This is a genomic window from Tistrella mobilis (assembly GCF_039634785.1).
Taxonomy (GTDB): domain Bacteria; phylum Pseudomonadota; class Alphaproteobacteria; order Tistrellales; family Tistrellaceae; genus Tistrella; species Tistrella mobilis.
Genome location: NZ_JBBIAB010000006.1, coordinates 109,114 through 124,982 on the forward strand (window position 1 = coordinate 109,114; position 15,869 = coordinate 124,982).

Consider the following 15,869-nt stretch of genomic DNA (forward strand, 5'->3'; position numbering starts at 1 on the left):
CCGCCGTCAGCCGCGCGGCTTCAGCCTGTCGGGATAGGCCGCTTTGAGCCTGGCCACCTTGGGCGCCGAGACATGGGCGATATAGGGCTGGTTGGGGTTCCGCGCCGCATAGTCCTGGTGATAGGCCTCGGCCTCGTGGAAGAGATCGAGGGGGACGAGTTCGGTGGCGACGGGGCGATCGAAGACCCCGGCCTCGTCGATCGCACGGATATAGGCCTCGGCCACCGCCTTCTGGCCGTCATCGGCGTAGAAGATCGCCGAGCGGTACTGGCGGCCGACATCATTGCCCTGGCGGTTCACCTGGGTGGGGTCGTGGGCGACCGAGAAGAAGATCTTCAGGATCTGCCCCAGATCGATCACCCGCGGGTCGTAGCGGATCCGCACCGCCTCGGCATGATCGGTGTCGCCGCCGCAGACCGCGGGGTAATTGGCGGTGTCGGCCGTGCCGCCGCTATAGCCCGAGGTGACCTCGACCACCCCGGCCAGCTCGCGATAGACCGCTTCCACACACCAGAAGCAGCCGCCGGCCAGGATGATTTCCTGTTCGGTGGTGCCGGCTTCGAGCGGGGAGGCGGGCGGCGGCTCCGGGAAGGGGCCGGCGGAGGGACCGCGATTGCGGCCGAGGATGCCGTCGAGCAGGCTCATCTCGAACTCTCCTTCGGGGACGGTGTCCTGACCAGATGGGAGCGGCGGGTGCCCGGATCCAGGGGGCGCCGCTTCCCGCCGCCGCCGCGCCCCCCCCGTGTCCTTGCCATGCCATAGGAGATCCACGCCTTGAACCGTGTCTTCAGGCGGGCCATGTGCCGAAGACCACACGGCCGGTGCCGGATCTGTTCGCAGGGAGACACGACCATGGATGCCAGAAAGCTGCTCGACCAGGTGATGGGGGCGGCGTCGTCCCGCAGCGCGCAGGGCGGCAGGCTGCCCTCGGGCCATTCCTCCGGGGGGCTCCCCTCGGGGCTGGGCGACATGCTGGGCAAGGTGACCGGCGGTGCCAGGGGTGGCGGCGGTGCCGGTGGACTCGGGTCGATGATGGGTGGGTTCGGCGGCGGCGCCGTGACCGGCGGGCTGGTGGGGCTCCTGTTCGGCAACAAGAAGGCCCGCAAGACCATGAAGAAGTTCGGCGGCGGTGCGCTCGGCTATGGCGGCGCCGCGGTGCTGGGCGCGCTGGCCTATCGGGCCTGGGCCGACTGGCGGTCGGGCAAGGCGCCCGAGGCCGCGGTGCCGGCCCGGCCCGATGATGCGGCGGCCGCAGAGCCCGCTTTCCGGCCGCTCGACACCATCACCGACCCGGCCGAGGCCGAAGGCTTCGCGATGGCGGTGCTGAAGGCGATGATCGGCGCGGCCAAGGCCGACGGCCATATCGATGCCGACGAGCGCGGCCGGATCTTCGCCGAGGTGGAGCGCCGCGATTTCGACCCAGAGACCAAGGCGGCGATCTTCCAGGTGCTGGATGCGCCGGTCTCGATCCCCGACATCGCCGCCGCCGGTACCGACGAGGCCCGGGCGGCCGAGATCTGGCTGGCGGCGCGGCTGGCGGTGGATGTCGACCATCCGGCCGAACGGGTCTGGCTGGACGCGCTGGCCCATGGGCTGAAACTGCCGGCGCCACTGGTGGAGCATCTGGACCGTCAGGCGGTGATCGGGCTCAACGATCCGGGCCAGGAGATGGATCCGGCGCGGAACTGATCGCGGCATCGATCCGGGCTTCGAGCCAGTCGAGGCCCGGATCGGGCGCAGACGCGGCCCGGCGCATGATGCCGAGGTCATAGCCCGCCAGCGGCAGCGGCGGCGGGCAGAGTGCTACGCCGAAGCGCGCGGCATGGCGGCGGGCCACACGCTCGGGCAGGGTGGCGACCAGATCGCTGTCGGCGACGACGGCAAGCGCCCCCATGAAATGTGGCACGGCCGCCACCACCCGGCGCGACAGGCCGCGTTTCGCCAGCTCGTCGTCGATGGTGCCGGCGAGGTCGCCTGCGGCCGACACCAGGATATGGGCGAGGGCGGTATAGGTGGCGAGGTCGGGCGGGCCGTCGGCGAAGGCCGGATGGCCGTGGCGCGCGGCCAGCACATAGCCTTCGTGGAACAATACCCGGCAGATCAGCCGGGCGGGATCGTGGCTGGCAAGCCCGATCATCAGATCCACCTCGCCCTCCAGCAGGGCGCGGACCGCCCGGGCGCGGCCGAAGCTGAGGAAGGCGAGGCCGAGGCCCGGCGCCTCGGCCGCGAGCCCCGCGACCAGCCGCGGGCCGATCACCGACACCATGTTGTCGAAGGCGGCCACCCGGAACACCCGCTGTGCGGTCCGCGGGTCGAAGCCGCGTGCCGTGCCGATGGTGGCGGCGAGCGCTTCGAGTGCGGCGCGCACCGGGCCGGCCAGGGCCAGGGCCACGGGGGTGGGCTCGATCCCGCCCGCGCGGCGCAGGAAGAGCGGGTCGCCATAGATGTCGCGCAGCCGCCCCAGCGCATGGCTGATGGCCGAGGGGGTGAGGCCCAGCCGCTCGGCCACAAGGGTCAGCCGGCGGTGCTTCAGCGCCTCGTCGAGCACCAGCAGCAGGGTCGGATCCAGCCTGCGAAATTGAACAGGATCGAAATCGGTCATGAAGCCATTTCGGTTGGGTTCATCTTTCTCCGGTTCTACACCTTGAAGGGACCGGCGGGCCAGCCGCCGGCAAACTGCCGCAACCGGAGACCCGCCCCATGCATGCCCTCATCGTCCTCTCCCATCCCGAACCGCAGAGCTTCAACGCGGCTATGGCGCGGCAGGCCGCCGCCGCGCTGACCCGGGCCGGCCATACGGTCGATCTGGCCGATCTGCATGCCGAAGGCTTCGATCCGGTCTCGGACCGGCGGAATTTCACCACCACCGCCGATCCCACCTATCTGAAGCTTCAGGCGGAAGAGATGCAAGCCACCGGCGCAGGCGGCTTCGCCCCCGATCTGGAGCGCCAGATCGCCAGGCTGGAGGCGGCGGACCTGCTGATCCTGCAGTTTCCGCTCTGGTGGTTCGGCCTGCCGGCGATGCTGAAGGGCTGGGTGGATCGCAGCTTCGCCATGGGCCGGATCTATGGCGACGGGCGGATGTACGACACCGGCCGGTTCCGCGGCCGGCGGGCGCTGCTGTCGCTGACCACGGGCGGGGCACCGGCCGGCTATACGCCCGAGGGGCTGCATGGCGATATCGACGGCGTGCTCCGCCCCATCCGCCGCGGCATTCTGGAATTCGTGGGCTTCGACGTGCTCGCCTCGGAAGTGGTCTGGCAGCCGGCACGGCTGACAGAGGCGGAGCGCGCGGCGGCGCTGGACCGCTGGGCGGCGCGGCTGGCGGGGATCGGGACCGAGACGCCCGAGGGCGCCGGGCGGTACTGATCCGGTCCGGGCTCTGGTCAGGCATAAGTCCGGGTCAGGCGCAGGCGGCGGCGCGGTCGCGGCTGCGGCCCAGCATCACGAAGACCACGAGGGCGGTTGCGAGCGTAACCGCGGCCAGGATCAGCAGCAGCAGGTCGAAGGCGGCATCGAAATGCGCGAGCAGGGCCGCCTGGCTCTGCCCGGGCAGGGCTGCGAGGGCGGCCGCGGCATCGCCCGCCACCAGCCGGCGGGCGGCGAGGCGGGTGGCGTCCATCGGCCCGGCGCCGGCCAGCTGCGCAAGGGTGAGGCCCGAGAGCAGGGCGCCGACCACCGCCAGCGCGATGCCTTCGCCCGCCACGCGGATGGTGGAGAAGATGCCGGTCGCCATGCCGGCCCGGTCGCTGGCGACCACGCTGACCGCCAGCCCGTCCATCAGCCCCCAGGGCAGGCCGATGCCGATGCCGATGGTGACCAGCGGGCCGATCAGGGCCTGCGGCGCGGCATCGGCCGGCAGCAGGGCGGCCCAGGCGAGGCCGGCGGCGTTGATCACCAGCCCGCCGCCGCAGAGCCGGGCGGGAGAGATCCACCGCGCCGCCCGGCCGGCGAGCAGCGGCACCACCAGCAGCGGCGCCGACAGTGCGATCATCATCCGGCCGGCCCCGGTCGCGGTCATGCCGTCGAGGCCGACGAAGCGCACCGGCAGCAGCACCAGCAGCACCACGAAACCATAGGCCGGGGCGGCGGCGAGCAGCTGCACGCCGGCAAAGCGCGGGTTGCGGAACAGCGACAGATCGAGCATCGGCCGCGCCTGCCGGGCTTCGATGCGGATGAAGCCCCGGATGCCCGCCAGCGTGCCGGCCAGCAGCAGGATCACCAGCGGATCGCCCCAGCCGGTTTCCGGCGCCCGGAGGGTTGCGAAGGTCAGAAGCGTAAGGGTGAGGGTGAAGACGACCGCCCCCGCCCGATCGAGCCCGGTGGCGGCGGGATCACGGCTTTCGGTGAGCGCCCGGGCGCCGGCAAGACAGGCGGCGAGGCCGAGTGCCGCCACCAGCGCAAAGATCATCCGCCAGCCCGCGGCATCGATGATCGCGCCCGAGGCGATGGGGCCGAAGGCGAGACCGACGCCGAAGGCGGTGCCGACCAGGCTGAAGGCCCTGAGCCGCGCGGGCCCCTCGACCGTCTGGGCGAGGGCCGCCATGCCGCCCGAGAAGGCGGCGGCCGCCGCCAGCCCCTGGGCCGCGCGGGCGAGATCGAGGGTGAGGATATCGGGGGCGAGCCCGGCCGCCAGCGAGGCGAGGGCGAAACCGCCGGTGCCGGCAAGAAATACGCGCCGGCGGCCATGGGCATCGGCGAGCGCACCGGCGGCCATCAGACAGGCGCCGAAGGTGAGCATGAAGGCATTGGTCACCCAGGCGAGGGCGACCGGCGAGCCGCCGAGATCGCGGGCGATCGCCGGGAGCGCCACTGCCGTGCCGGTGAAGGTGAGCGGCATGGCCGCCGCCGCGAGACAGACGGCAGCAAGCGCCGCCCCGGGACGGATGCGCGGGCGGTTGATCACGGAGGTCATGTCCGATGGGTCCCATGCGTGGAAGAGGAGCAAGAGAGGGCGGGACCAGGATGATCAGGATCTGCCATGGCTGGAACCGGGCCCGGTTTCCGTCCAGACTGGACGGAAATTCCGGAATCAGGGGGTTGATGCCATGGACCGCTTGGGCAGCCTGACCGCTTTCGTGCGCACCGCCGATCTGGGCAGTTTCGCCGCCGCCGGCCGGGTGCTGGGCCTGTCGGCCTCTGCCGTCGGCAAGGCGGTGACGCGGCTGGAGCAGGAGATGGGTGTGCGGCTGCTGGCCCGGTCGACCCGCGCGCTGAGCCTGACCGATGAGGGGCGGGTCTTCCACGAGCGCTGCCGGCGGATCCTGGACGATCTGGACGACGCACGGGCGGTTCTGTCGCGGTCGCGGGAGGTGCCGCGCGGCCGGCTGAAGGTCAGCCTGCCGATCGTGACCTATCATCTGCTGATGCCGGTGCTGCCCGATTTCGTGGCCGCCCATCCGGAGATCGAGCTGGAGATGGATTTCAACGACCGGCTGGTCGACCTGATCGACGAGGGCGTCGATGTGGCGATCCGCAGCGGCGACCTGCCGGATTCCCGGCTGATGACCCGGGCGCTGCGCCCCTTTCAGCTGCTGCTGTGCGCGGCACCCGCCTATCTGGCGGCGGCAGGGCAGCCCGAATGCCCGCGCGACCTGGACGGCCACCGGGCGGTGCGCTTCCGTTTTCCGAACAGCGGCCGGTTGCAGCCCTGGCCGCTGAGACTGCCCGCGGGTGCGGCGGAGCCGCGGCCGCGGACGGTGATGGTCTGCAACAATATGGAGGCGCTGAAAGGGGCGGTGACCGGCGGCCTGGGTATCGGCTGCATGCCCGATTTCCTGGCCGCCGCCCCGATCGTCGAAGGCCGGCTGGTGCCGGTGCTGACCGGGCATCTGGACCTGCCCGGCCAGTTCCGCCTGCTCTGGCCGTCAAGCCGGCATCTGTCGCCCAAAGTGCGGGTGTTCGTGGATTTCGTGGGCACGCGGCTGTTTGCGGCGGGCTGAGGGGGGCGCGTCCCCTCAAGTCGGAAGCCATGCCCTGAGCAGCGGTGGCAGGGAGGCTGTCTCCAGGCCGAACGCGCCCGGCAGCGTGGCAAGGATCCAGTTGCCGCCGGTATTGCCCTCCAGCATCACCATGCCGCGGGTGGAGGGGATCAGATCCCAGTGCACCAGGGCCAGTCCCGGCAGGGCGGTCATGGCGCCGAGAGCCATGGCAACGGCATCTTCGAAGCCCGGAAGAATGCGCCCCGCGAGACGGGCGTTGTTCCAGGGCAGGCGGGGTATCGGACGGCGCGGGGCGCCCAGCAGGATGCCGGCGGCAAGGCGGCCACTTGCGGGATCGACCGGCACCTGGATCCCGCCGTGCAGGAAGTCGCGCGGGTGGCGGTCCGGAACCGGGACCGTCAGCAGGGCTGACTGCAGGAAGGGAGCCTCGTCGGGGCGCCGGGCGGTGGCCAGCCGGAGGACGGGCGCACGGCCCGCCGTGGCCAGATCGGCGAGGGCGGTACAGGGCGCAAGATGTTCCTGGACCAGCAGGTCATCGGCCTCCAGCAGTCGGTTCAGCCGGGCAGCCAGGGCAGTGGCATCGACCGGCCGAGCGTCGATCTGCCAGCCACCGCAGTCATGACGGAGCCTGAAGGCACCGGCACCGCCATGGCCATGGCGCGGTTTGAGGAACAGCCCCGCGCTGGCCGGTGCCACCGGAACGAGCCGGTCGGGATCGACACCCTGTCCCTGCGGGAGCACGACCGGCGTCGCCGGAAAAACGGCACCCGCTGCGGTCAATCGTGCCGCTGCGGCCATCTTGTCGGCAAGCAGGGCATGAGCGGCCGGATCGCCCAGCCGGGCGAGCAGCAGAGAGGCGGCCCTCTGCGGCAGCGGGTTGCGACCGCCATGCAGTCCCCGCCATAGATCGACATCCAGCGGCGTGCCGCCAGTCGCGATGCAATCGCGGTAGAGGCGCCATGCAGCCCCGGCGCCGAGGCCTCTGCGTCGCGCATACCGGCAACAGACTGCGCTCGCGGCCAGCGGGTGAGCTGTACGGTCGCCAAGTCGGAGAAGGAGACGCAGAAGCGCCGGCCGCTTCTGCCGCCACGAGGCGGCAGACCACTCCCTCAGATCTGCAAGATCAGGATCGGAAGAGGCCCGCCAGCCTTCTCCGTCCCAGGGCAGACCCCGCCACCAGTCGCCGGGTGTCCGGGCACTGAGGGCCTCAGGAGCCGGGCTTGAGGAAGGGGATGCCTTCGACGCCGGAGGTTCCGGTACCGGTGGTGAAGGCGGATACGTCGGCATCGTTCAGCACCGGCTTTTGCCAGGGCTTGCGTGCCCCATGGCTGTCCGTTGCATCAGTGGAGTATATAGGCACAAGAGGCTGATCCATGCTATGTGCGCTTCCTGAAGAGCGAGAAGATGGAACTAAGTATAGTGTTATAGGACGATGTGTCCTATGGAGAATATTCAGAGGGGGGCACGAGGGGAAAGATTCTCCATATGCGTGACACGGCATTTATCTATAGAACGTCAGGGTTGTTGACCCGGTCTGGAGTCTCTTTCGCCGGAGCCGTCCCGCAGAAGGATGCCGGGCGCAATCGGCCCGATGTGATCGTCATGCGGGGGGATTGTCCCGCCAGCCTGGACGCGCCTCGTCATCGCGGCCCCTGCTGGGCTGTGGACCAACGGCACCTGCTGCTCGACCTGCCGGGGGTCGGCCGGCTGCTGGCGGCCGATGGCGAGCGGGTGACCCTCGATCCGGCACCGGGTGTCCCGGTTGACGACATGGCGGCGTTCGCGGCCGGGATCGGTCTGTCGGCCATTCTTCATCAGCGCGGCACGGGGCTGGTGCTGCAGGCGTCGGCCGTGCTCCTGGATGGCCGGGCCCATCTGTTCTGCGGCCCGCCCGGGTCGGGGAAGTCGACGCTGGCGGCGGCGTTGTGCCAGGTCGGCGGGGGGCTTGTCGCCGACGACCGCTGCGTGATAGAGCCGGCGGAGCCGGTTCTGGTCCATCCCGAGGGGCTGGGCCTTCAGTTGCGGTCGGATGCCTTGTCGTGGCTGGGTCTGGAAGACCGGTCCTGCACACCGGTACGTGGAAGGGGGGCGAAGGTGGTACTTGGCCCGCCGGAGCACACGCCGTCGACAGTACCCCGGCCTGCCGCGCCTGTGCCCGTGGCGTCCATCCAGGTCATGGCTGACATTCCCGGCGATGGGATGGCCATGATGACGCGCCTGCCGGCCCTGCCGGCCGCACAGCTGCTGCTGAACCAGATCCATGCCCGGCGCCTTGCCCTGGCCTGGCCGGCCCGGGTGCAGCCGGCGGGCAGGATCGCGGCAGTGCTCAATCACGTGCCGGTCTACCGCCTGGACCGCCCGCGCGATCTACGCCGCCTGGGCGAGACCGTCGATCTGATTCTGGCCATGTCGGCCGACATGGCGTGAGGTGCAAGAGATGGCATCCTTCCCCGCCGGCGCCGTCTGGCTCGCGTCTTATCCCAAATCAGGCAATACCTGGATGCGGGTGTTGCTTGCCAATCTCATGGCGGGCGATGCGGCCCCCGTTGATATCAATGCCCTGCCCGACGACTACGCCGTGACGTCGCGACGGCAGTTCGCCGAGCATATGCTGATCGATGCCGACCTCCTGACCCCGGATGAGCTGGAGCGGCTCCGTCCCGCGTTCAATGTGGCGGTGTTCCAGCCTCTCGAAGGGCCGGCCTTCTGCAAGACCCATGACCCGTTTTTCGGCAGGGGCGGAGCCGGCAGGGCGCGTGTGCCGGTATTGGGAACGGCGGCACGGGCGGCGGTCTATCTGATCCGGGATCCTCGGGATGTGGCGATTTCCTTTGCGCATCACATGGGTGCCGATATCGATGAGGCCATCCGGCGGATGGGTGATGGATCGGCCGTCATGGGCAGTGCCGCGCAGCTTTCCCATCACCTGGGTGACTGGGCTGGCCATGTCGAAAGCTGGGCCCGTCAGGATCTGGTGCCGGTGGCGGTGATCCGTTACGAAGACCTTCGCCGGGACACACATGGTTGTTTTGCCGCGATGCTGAACCGGCTGGGCGTCGTGGCGACAGCGGCGGAGATCGATCGGGCCGTTGCTCATTCCAGCCTGAAGGCGCTGCAAGGTCAGGAAAGTCTGGCCGGCTTCCGCGAGCGGCTGCCGGGCCAGGGCCGGTTTTTCCGGTCGGGACGCGTGGAGGGATGGCGCGACGTGCTGAGCACGGCGCAGATCCGGGCGATCGAGGATCAATGCGCCGCGACCATGATACGCTGGGGATACGCCCTGGCGGGTTGATCCCGGCGGGTGATCCATGTGGCCTGTTCCCTTTCTCCGGGATGATCCGATGACCGAGATCCTGCGCCGCGCAGACGACGTTTCCGCCGTAACAGGCGACGGCGAGACGCTGCTGCTGAACCTCTCCACAGGCCTCTGGCACGGTCTGGACCCGATCGCAGCACGGATCTGGGAGATGCTCGCCGAGCCGATGGATGCAGACGGCCTTGTCGCCCGCCTGGTGGCCGAATACGAGGTGACGCCCGAGACCTGCCGGGCGGAGATCATTCCGCTGCTCGACCGGATGCGGGCGCGCGGCCTGCTGGCCGGAGGCTGACCCGATGCGGCTGATCTGCGGCATGCTCCGGCTGGATGGGCAGGCGGCTTCAGACCGGCATCTGGATGCCATGGCCGCGGGGCTGACCGCGCCGGGCACAAACCCCGGCCTGTCGCGCCATATCGACGGCCCGCTGGGGTTGGCGGTGCTGGATTTCACCGGCGGCACCACCGGTCTGGTCCGGCGGGAGGGGTTGGTTCTGGCCCTGGATACAAGGCTCGATCGGGGCATCACGGACGAGGGCGCCGCCGTCATCGGCGCGATCCGCCAGCACGGGGCCGATTTTCCCGATCATCTGCATGGTGATTTTGCCGTGGCGGCCTGGGATGAGGCGCGCGGAGAGCTGATCCTGGGCCGGGACTATATCGGCGTCCGGCCACTGGCCTGGACCCTGCAGCCCGGCCGTTGTCTTGCCTTTGCCAGCCTGCCGGCCGGGCTGATCGCAGCGTCACCCGAACGGGCCGCGCCCGATCCGGTCGCACTGGGCCTGCTGCTGGTTCACGGCTATTTCGTCGGCGCCGATACCGGCCATGCGGGCATCGCCATGCTTCAGGCGGGGCACAGCCTTACCGTGCGGCCAGGAGAGGGCCGGCCCCCCCGCCTGCACCGCGCCTATCGGCCCGATCCGCGTCTGGTCGGGCGCTGGCGTGGCGACCGGCACGAGGCGGCGGCCAGATTGCGTGATCTGGTGACTGAGGCCGTGAACGACCGCTTGCCCCCGCAGGGCGTCGTCGCCAGCCATCTGACCGGTGGGCTCGACAGTTCGGCTGTGACCGTGCTGGCGGCGCGCGGCATGCGGGAACGCGGCGGCCGGATACTGGCACTCAGCAAGCTGATGCCGACTGCCATGGGGCCGGCTGAACTGGATGAGCGGCCGCTGATCGCTGCCGTGCTGGCGCAGGAGCCGGATATCGTTCATGCCGGGGCGCCGGATCTGCTGCCCCTGCCATCCCAGCCCCAGCATCCCGACTGGCCAGGGCTGCCGCTGGACGGGCCGGAGGATGACATGGCTGCCGCTGCGGCCGCCTTTGGCGCCGATCGCATCCTGAGCGGTGTGGGGGGCGATGAAGGCGCCAGCTATCACGGTGCCAATCTTTATGCCCGGCTGCTGCGCGACGGCTGGCTGAGGACGCTGGCGCGCGAATTGCCGGCGCGGGCAAGACGGGATGGAGTCAGCCTGAAGCAGGCGGTGCGCGGCCGGTTGATCGGGCCCCTGCTGCCGGACGGTCTTGCCCGCAGGCTGGGGGTATCGGTCGGTCGGGGCCAGCTTTATGGTTCGTCGAAGGGGGTGGCCCGCTTTCTCGCTCCGGGACTCCGCGACGCGGTCGAGGCCCGACGGATGCGGAAAGTCCTGGTCAGCAACGACCCCGAAGAGCGGGTGGCTGCCTTTGCCGACCACCACATCCCCTCGCGCTGCAGCTTCTATGCGATCACTGCGGCACGGCGCGGGCTGGCAGCCTCGTTCCCGCTGCTCGATCGCCGGGTGGTCGACTTCGTCCTGTCGCTGCCGGCAGGCCTCTTCCTTGACGACGGCTTCGCCCGTCAGCCCTTCCGGGCGGCGATGGACGGCATCCTGCCCGATGTGGTGCGGCTGAAAGCGGACAAGGTCGGGCTCTATGACGATCGCTTCATTCGCTATGCCGACCACCGCGCCGCCCTGCTGGCAGAGGTGGACCGGCTGGCGGCACGGAGGTCGGAGATCGTCTGCCGGCTCTTCGACCTGACTGAGATCCGCGCCGCGCTGACCCTGTTACCCGATGCGGCCAACGCGCTTGATTTCGTGCGGGCGCGACCCGGCGACCTTCACGGCGGCGTGCCGCCCTGGCTGCCGCTGATCGCGGTGCACTGCCTGATAGTTGCGCGGCATCTGGACGATCATGCGGCAGTCAAAGGTGGGGGGGACGGCATCGCCCCCGCCCGCAATCCATCCTGAACGGACCGAAGGCGGTTTCGACCAGACGGCTGTCGATGCGGGTGAAGCCGGCCCTGGCCATGGCGGCGGCGATGGCGCCGTCGTCGAAAGAGCGGTCCTGGCCGCGGAGCGCCGGGACCAGGCGGCCGGTGACATGGGTTTCGGGGGCGGTGCGTTCGGCCGTCAGCGCCTCGTGCAGGGTGACGAAGACCCCGCCGGGGGCGAGGGCCCGGCGGATGCGGGCCAGCACGCCCGCCAGATCGCGGGCGTAATAGAGCGTCATCGATGTCCAGACGATGTCGTAGCCGGCGCCGAAACCGGTGTCGTTCATGTCGCCGGCGATGACGGTGACCGGGCGGCCGTTCAGCCGGGCGCGGATGCGGTCCGCCATCGGCGGCAGGTCGAAGACGGTGATGTCGAGCTGCGGGTGCCGGTCGGCCAGGCGGCAGGCCAGCACCTCGGACCCGGCCCCCAGATCGAGCAGGCGGCGCGCCGAGGGCCATTCGGGCAGGCGGGCGAGGAGGTCGAGCGCGGTATCGGCGCCCATTGCCCGGTGGAAGGCCCTGAGGCTGTTGGCCGAGCCGTCCCAGAAGCCGGGCGATGCCATGTCGGGGGCGGGCACGGGGCCCGGATCCTTGAGCAGGCCGGCGACGTCGCCATGGCGGAGCCGGGGCAGGGTGAGCAGCAGATCGCGCATGGAGCCTGCGCCATCGGCCCTGAGCAGCGGTGCGGCTTCGGCGGTGAGGCCATAGCGGCCATGGGTCTTGTCGAGCAGGCCCATGGCGGCGAGGCCGTCGAGCACACGGCCGAGCCGGGTGGCATCAAGGCCGAGGGGATCTGCGAGATCGGCGGCGGTTGCCGGCGGGTCGAGCCGGTCGAAAAGGCCGAGATCGAGCGCACAGGCGAGCAGCTGCCAGCGCAGCGGCGCCTGGATCAGATCGAACAGCCGGCCGGCGAGGCCGTCACGGCCGGGGGTCTCGATGACGGGAAGCGTGCGATTGCGCATCACCAGCTGGCCTTTACCTGAAGGCTGACCTCGCGGCCGGTGCCGTCTTCGACCAGCTGGCCGAGCGGCACGCCGACGGCGCGGGCATAGACATTGCGGTCGAAGATGTTGCTGGCCTGAAGCGAGACCTCGATGGTGCCGAAACGGTAGCCGAGGGCGGCATCGGCCAGGGCGAAGGCGTCCTGCGACAGGCTGTTGGCGCCGTCGAAGTAATAGGGGCCGGAGCCGTTGGCGGCGATCAGGCCGAACCAGCCGTCGCCGCCGGCGGGGCCGCCCTGGTCGTAGCGGAGCCCGGCCGACCAGGTGGCCTCTGCCGCCATCGGCAGGCGGTTGCCGGAATAGTCGACCGGGACCAGCGTGCCGCCGCGGTTGACGGTGGTGCGATAAGAAGTGGCCTCGGCCTTCTGGAGGCCGCCGGTGGCGAACCAGCCCCAGACCTCGTCGATCCGGCCGTCGAGGGCGAGTTCGGCGCCGTAGATGCGGGCCTCTGCGGCATTGCTGATGGTGGTGACGCCGCCGGGTTCGAGGTCCAGGATCTGGCGGTCGGTCGATGTGGTGTGGAAGAGGGCAAAATCCGCCACCATCCGCCCGCCGAACAGCGCGGTCTTCACACCCGCCTCGGCTGTCCAGCTGTGTTCGGCGCCATAGGTCAGGTTGCCGGGACCTGTGGCATTGCCGTAATTGTAGCCGCCGGGCAGATAGCCGCGGGCGTAAGAGGCGTGGAGCATCGTGTCCGGCGCCACATCCCAGGCGAGCGAGATTTTGGGCAGAAGCGTGGTGTCGGTGATGTCGGCATCGAAGCTGCTTTGGCCGGCAGCCCTGCTCAGCCGCATCCGGCCGCTCTGGTCGATCCGCTCCACCCGCGCACCCAGGGTGACGCGCAGATCCTGTGTCAGGCCGTATTCCGCCTGGCCGAAGCCGGCGATGCCGGTCTGGTCGATCGAGGTCTCGCGCGCCACCCGCGGCGTGCCGATGCGGAAATCGAGATCGGTGCGGCTGACATAGCCGTAAAGCCCGGCGAGCCAGCGCAGCCGCGCGCCATCATCGGGCGAGGCGATGCGCAGTTCCTGCGAGACGGTGTCGTCCTTGTGGGAAGAGAGCGTCGGCAGGGTGGGGAGCGGCGTGCCGTCCAGATCCATCCGGAAATCGCGGGTATAATGCGTCCAGCCGGTGATGGCGGTGATGTCGACCGGCCCGGCGCGATGGTCGATGCGCAGCGACTGGATGGCGGTCACCGTATCGTCCCACGAGGCGGCGTCGTAACTGGTGACGTAGCGCGGCGTGGCATAGGGGCCGGTCAGGAAGCGCAGCCGCTGCTTGCCGAGATCGGCCCGCTCCACGACGCTTTTGAGCGAGATGTCGGTGTCGTCGTCGGGCAGCAGGGTCAGCCCGCCCGAAAAGGTCAGCCGGTCGGTGGAAGCGCCGTCATCGGCGCCATCGGCGAGGTTGAGGCCGGGACCGCGGGCCTGTTCTGCCCGAAGCGCCAGCGACGCCGCCGCCTTGTCGGGCGCGATGGCGCCCGAGACCCGGCCGCTGATCGTCCAGGCCGGGCTCCAGCCGTCGGCGCCGTCTTCGAACCCCAGGATGGCGCGGGCTTCGGCCCCGCTCTGCCAGTCGGGATCGGCGGTGCCGGTGCGGATCAGCCCGGCCTCGGTGTTGCGGCCGTACAGGCTGCCCTGGGGGCCTTTCAGGATCTCCATGCTGCCGGGATCGGGCAGGCGCGGCGCCTGCACCGCGCCATGGGGCAGGGCCACGTCGTTGACCGTGAAGCCGAGCGGATCCTGCAGGGCGGTGTTGGCGACGGTCATGCCGCGCATCACCACCCGGGTCTGTACCGAGGACTGTTCGATCAGCACATTGGGCGTGTGCCGGGCGATGCCCGCCAGGCCGTTCGCGAGCGGGCCGGCCTGATCTTCGGGCGTCAGCAGATCGACCGTGCCGGGGGTGCGGCGGACATCTTCGGTCCACTGGCGCGCCTCGACCATCACGGGGGCGAGGCGGGTGACGGTCTCGTCCTCGTCGGCCCGGGCCGCCCCCGTGACGAGCGTCGTGCCGCCGGCCAGCAGCATGGGGACGGCGGAGGCGAGCAGGCGGGTGCGGACCCTGCGATGCGTGGTCATGGGCGTCTCCGGAAGGCGCTGGATGAGATGGGGCGAGGCTAGCGCCCGAGAGCGCCGCGGGCGCCCTTATGGCGAACGCCCGCCGTCATCCGGCGAAAGCTTCGGTGCGGCGGCGGAAGGCGAGGCCGGCGATGGCCGCGAGCAGGGCCGCGCCCGCCCACCAGGGGGCGGTGGGGGAGAGCTGGTGCAGCGTGGCGCCGAGCATCGGACCCGCCGCCATGGCGAGGCCCTGGGCCATACCGTTGATGCCGGCGGCGCGGGCCTGGCCGCCCGCAGGGGTGGCGAGGCTGAGCCCGGCGAGGTTGCCGGGCAGCAGCAGGCCGAAACCGGCGCCGAGCAGCACCATGGCGAGCTGCAGCCAGAGGATGGTGGGGGCAGCGGCGGCGGCCGTCATGGCCATCAGGCCGAGCAGCGCGCCCGTCTGCACCAGGCGGGCGGGTGCCCAGGCCAGACGGCCGATCACCAGGCCCTGGGTTGCGACCATGGCGAGGGTGGTGAGGGCGAGAAGCGCGCCGCCGCGCTCGATCGAGGCGGCGGCACCCAGGCCGAACTGGTCCTGGAGGCGAAGCGCCGTCACCTGCTGAAGCTGGGCATAGGCGGCAAGCCCGGCGAAGGTGACGACAAGAAAGGGCAGAAGCCGCCCGAGCGGCGGGCGCTGCGCGGCGGGTGCGGTTGCAAGGGCAGGTGCCGGCCGCGGCGCCGCCCGCAGCAGCAGCGCGACCAGAAGCGTGCCGGCGGCGATGGCGAGGCAGAGGATCAGCAGTGCCGCGACCGGCGAGGCGCCGCCCAGACGCCAGGCCGTCATACCGCCCAGGATCGAGCCCAACCCGAAGGCGGCGCCCATCATCCCCATGCCCCCGGCGCGCCGGTCGCGGGCGGTGACATCGGCCAGGAACCCCTGGGCTGCGGGCATGATCCCGGCCGACAGGGCGGCCTGAACCAGCCGGGCCGCGAGCAGCAGGACATAGGCGCGGCCGGCATCGAGCCGGCCGGCATCAAGGGCGTCGAGAACCGCGGCGAGCAGGGCGGGGAAGAGCGCCGCGGCGGCGAGCCCCGCCACCAGCACCGGCCGGCGCCCGATCCGGTCGGCGACATGCCCCCAGACGGGGCCTGCCACCACCATCAGCAGGGCGGAGAGGCCGAGCAGCAGCCCGGTTTCGACATCGCCGAAACCGCGGGCGCGGCCGAGCGGCGGCAGGGTGATCAGCAGAAAGGCATGGCCGGCGCCGTTGGCGGTGAGGGCGGCAAGCAGGGCGGCGATCGCGGGACGGGTCGACATGGGGG

Annotated in this window: 15 protein-coding genes; 7 read left to right on the plus strand and 8 right to left on the minus strand. The window is 70.8% G+C overall.

From position 1 onward, the window contains the following. Nucleotides 1-6: 6 nt before the first annotated feature. Nucleotides 7-645 (minus strand): peptide-methionine (S)-S-oxide reductase MsrA, encoded by a 639-nt coding sequence (gene msrA, locus WI697_RS10360; protein ID WP_345958388.1) that lies wholly within the window; start codon nucleotides 643-645, stop codon nucleotides 7-9. 207 nt (nucleotides 646-852) lie between these two features. Here msrA and WI697_RS10365 point away from each other — a divergent pair, with 207 nt between their 5' ends. Continuing rightward, entirely contained in the window at nucleotides 853-1,689 is an 837-nt protein-coding gene (locus tag WI697_RS10365) for a tellurite resistance TerB family protein (protein WP_345958389.1), read from the plus strand. On the opposite strand, the gene WI697_RS10370 is transcribed toward WI697_RS10365, so the two are convergent. After that, a complete protein-coding gene (locus tag WI697_RS10370) occupies nucleotides 1,649-2,602 on the minus strand; it encodes a LysR family transcriptional regulator (protein ID WP_345958390.1) in 954 nt (317 codons plus the stop codon). The genes WI697_RS10365 and WI697_RS10370 overlap by 41 nt on opposite strands. Before the next feature lie 98 nt (nucleotides 2,603-2,700). On the opposite strand from WI697_RS10370, the gene WI697_RS10375 reads away from it, so the two are divergent. Next, nucleotides 2,701-3,369, plus strand: a complete 669-nt coding sequence (locus WI697_RS10375; RefSeq protein ID WP_345958391.1) for an NAD(P)H-dependent oxidoreductase — start codon at nucleotides 2,701-2,703, stop codon at nucleotides 3,367-3,369. Nucleotides 3,370-3,403: 34 nt separating this feature from the next. On the opposite strand, the gene WI697_RS10380 is transcribed toward WI697_RS10375, so the two are convergent. Next, nucleotides 3,404-4,915, minus strand: coding sequence for an MFS transporter (locus WI697_RS10380; protein ID WP_345958392.1), 1,512 nt, complete (start codon nucleotides 4,913-4,915; stop codon nucleotides 3,404-3,406). Nucleotides 4,916-5,048: 133 nt separating this feature from the next. On the opposite strand from WI697_RS10380, the gene WI697_RS10385 reads away from it, so the two are divergent. After that, nucleotides 5,049-5,942: a LysR substrate-binding domain-containing protein gene (locus WI697_RS10385; RefSeq protein ID WP_345958393.1), complete on the plus strand. Its 894-nt coding sequence runs from the start codon at nucleotides 5,049-5,051 to the stop codon at nucleotides 5,940-5,942. Between the two features lie 15 nt (nucleotides 5,943-5,957). Here WI697_RS10385 and WI697_RS10390 read toward each other — a convergent pair whose 3' ends face one another. Together WI697_RS10390 and WI697_RS10395 are read right to left on the minus strand one after the other, a co-directional pair. Beyond that, nucleotides 5,958-7,229, minus strand: a complete 1,272-nt coding sequence (locus WI697_RS10390) for a sugar-transfer associated ATP-grasp domain-containing protein (protein ID WP_345958394.1) — start codon at nucleotides 7,227-7,229, stop codon at nucleotides 5,958-5,960. Then, nucleotides 7,150-7,317, minus strand: coding sequence for a hypothetical protein (locus tag WI697_RS10395; RefSeq protein WP_345958565.1), 168 nt, complete (start codon nucleotides 7,315-7,317; stop codon nucleotides 7,150-7,152). The genes WI697_RS10390 and WI697_RS10395 overlap by 80 nt, the downstream gene beginning before the upstream one ends. Nucleotides 7,318-7,427: 110 nt before the next feature. Between WI697_RS10395 and WI697_RS10400 the strand changes: the two genes are divergently transcribed. The 4 genes from WI697_RS10400 to WI697_RS10415 are packed head-to-tail and all read left to right on the plus strand — an operon-like array spanning nucleotide 7,428 to nucleotide 11,480. Then, nucleotides 7,428-8,369, plus strand: coding sequence for a hypothetical protein (locus tag WI697_RS10400; protein ID WP_345958395.1), 942 nt, complete (start codon nucleotides 7,428-7,430; stop codon nucleotides 8,367-8,369). Between the two features lie 10 nt (nucleotides 8,370-8,379). Next, a complete protein-coding gene (locus tag WI697_RS10405; RefSeq protein WP_345958396.1) occupies nucleotides 8,380-9,231 on the plus strand; it encodes a sulfotransferase domain-containing protein in 852 nt (283 codons plus the stop codon). Between the two features lie 49 nt (nucleotides 9,232-9,280). Continuing rightward, entirely contained in the window at nucleotides 9,281-9,547 is a 267-nt protein-coding gene (locus WI697_RS10410; RefSeq protein ID WP_062767920.1) for a PqqD family peptide modification chaperone, read from the plus strand. 4 nt (nucleotides 9,548-9,551) lie between these two features. Then, nucleotides 9,552-11,480 carry an asparagine synthase-related protein gene (locus tag WI697_RS10415; RefSeq protein ID WP_345958397.1) on the plus strand — a complete coding sequence of 643 codons (1,929 nt, stop codon included), beginning with the start codon at nucleotides 9,552-9,554 and terminating at the stop codon, nucleotides 11,478-11,480. On the opposite strand, the gene WI697_RS10420 is transcribed toward WI697_RS10415, so the two are convergent. The 3 genes from WI697_RS10420 to WI697_RS10430 all read right to left on the minus strand — a co-directional run bounded on the left by WI697_RS10420 (nucleotide 11,434) and on the right by WI697_RS10430 (nucleotide 15,864). Continuing rightward, on the minus strand, nucleotides 11,434-12,465 hold the full coding sequence (locus WI697_RS10420; protein WP_345958556.1) for a class I SAM-dependent methyltransferase: 1,032 nt from the start codon (nucleotides 12,463-12,465) through the stop codon (nucleotides 11,434-11,436). The two genes, WI697_RS10415 and WI697_RS10420, sit on opposite strands and share 47 nt — an antisense overlap. Then, nucleotides 12,465-14,585 (minus strand): TonB-dependent receptor, encoded by a 2,121-nt coding sequence (locus tag WI697_RS10425; protein ID WP_345958398.1) that lies wholly within the window; start codon nucleotides 14,583-14,585, stop codon nucleotides 12,465-12,467. The genes WI697_RS10420 and WI697_RS10425 overlap by 1 nt, the downstream gene beginning before the upstream one ends. A gap of 85 nt (nucleotides 14,586-14,670) precedes the next feature. Further along, nucleotides 14,671-15,864 (minus strand): MFS transporter, encoded by a 1,194-nt coding sequence (locus WI697_RS10430; protein ID WP_345958399.1) that lies wholly within the window; start codon nucleotides 15,862-15,864, stop codon nucleotides 14,671-14,673. Between the last annotated feature and the right edge of the window lie 5 nt (nucleotides 15,865-15,869).

Excerpts from the sequence above, each read along its gene's own strand:
- WI697_RS10370 (WP_345958390.1), bottom strand. The coding sequence starts at position 2,602 with ATGACCGATTTCGATCCTGTTCAATTTCGCAGGCTGGATCCGACCCTG.
- WI697_RS10365 (WP_345958389.1), top strand. The coding sequence starts at position 853 with ATGGATGCCAGAAAGCTGCTCGACCAGGTGATGGGGGCGGCGTCGTCC.
- WI697_RS10380 (WP_345958392.1), bottom strand. The coding sequence starts at position 4,915 with ATGACCTCCGTGATCAACCGCCCGCGCATCCGTCCCGGGGCGGCGCTT.
- WI697_RS10425 (WP_345958398.1), bottom strand. The coding sequence starts at position 14,585 with ATGACCACGCATCGCAGGGTCCGCACCCGCCTGCTCGCCTCCGCCGTC.
- WI697_RS10410 (WP_062767920.1), top strand. The coding sequence starts at position 9,281 with ATGACCGAGATCCTGCGCCGCGCAGACGACGTTTCCGCCGTAACAGGC.
- WI697_RS10395 (WP_345958565.1), bottom strand. The coding sequence starts at position 7,317 with ATGGATCAGCCTCTTGTGCCTATATACTCCACTGATGCAACGGACAGC.
- WI697_RS10405 (WP_345958396.1), top strand. The coding sequence starts at position 8,380 with ATGGCATCCTTCCCCGCCGGCGCCGTCTGGCTCGCGTCTTATCCCAAA.
- WI697_RS10385 (WP_345958393.1), top strand. The coding sequence starts at position 5,049 with ATGGACCGCTTGGGCAGCCTGACCGCTTTCGTGCGCACCGCCGATCTG.
- msrA (WP_345958388.1), bottom strand. The coding sequence starts at position 645 with ATGAGCCTGCTCGACGGCATCCTCGGCCGCAATCGCGGTCCCTCCGCC.
- WI697_RS10420 (WP_345958556.1), bottom strand. The coding sequence starts at position 12,465 with ATGCGCAATCGCACGCTTCCCGTCATCGAGACCCCCGGCCGTGACGGC.
- WI697_RS10375 (WP_345958391.1), top strand. The coding sequence starts at position 2,701 with ATGCATGCCCTCATCGTCCTCTCCCATCCCGAACCGCAGAGCTTCAAC.
- WI697_RS10390 (WP_345958394.1), bottom strand. The coding sequence starts at position 7,229 with ATGCCGACGTATCCGCCTTCACCACCGGTACCGGAACCTCCGGCGTCG.
- WI697_RS10430 (WP_345958399.1), bottom strand. The coding sequence starts at position 15,864 with ATGTCGACCCGTCCCGCGATCGCCGCCCTGCTTGCCGCCCTCACCGCC.
- WI697_RS10400 (WP_345958395.1), top strand. The coding sequence starts at position 7,428 with ATGCGTGACACGGCATTTATCTATAGAACGTCAGGGTTGTTGACCCGG.
- WI697_RS10415 (WP_345958397.1), top strand. The coding sequence starts at position 9,552 with ATGCGGCTGATCTGCGGCATGCTCCGGCTGGATGGGCAGGCGGCTTCA.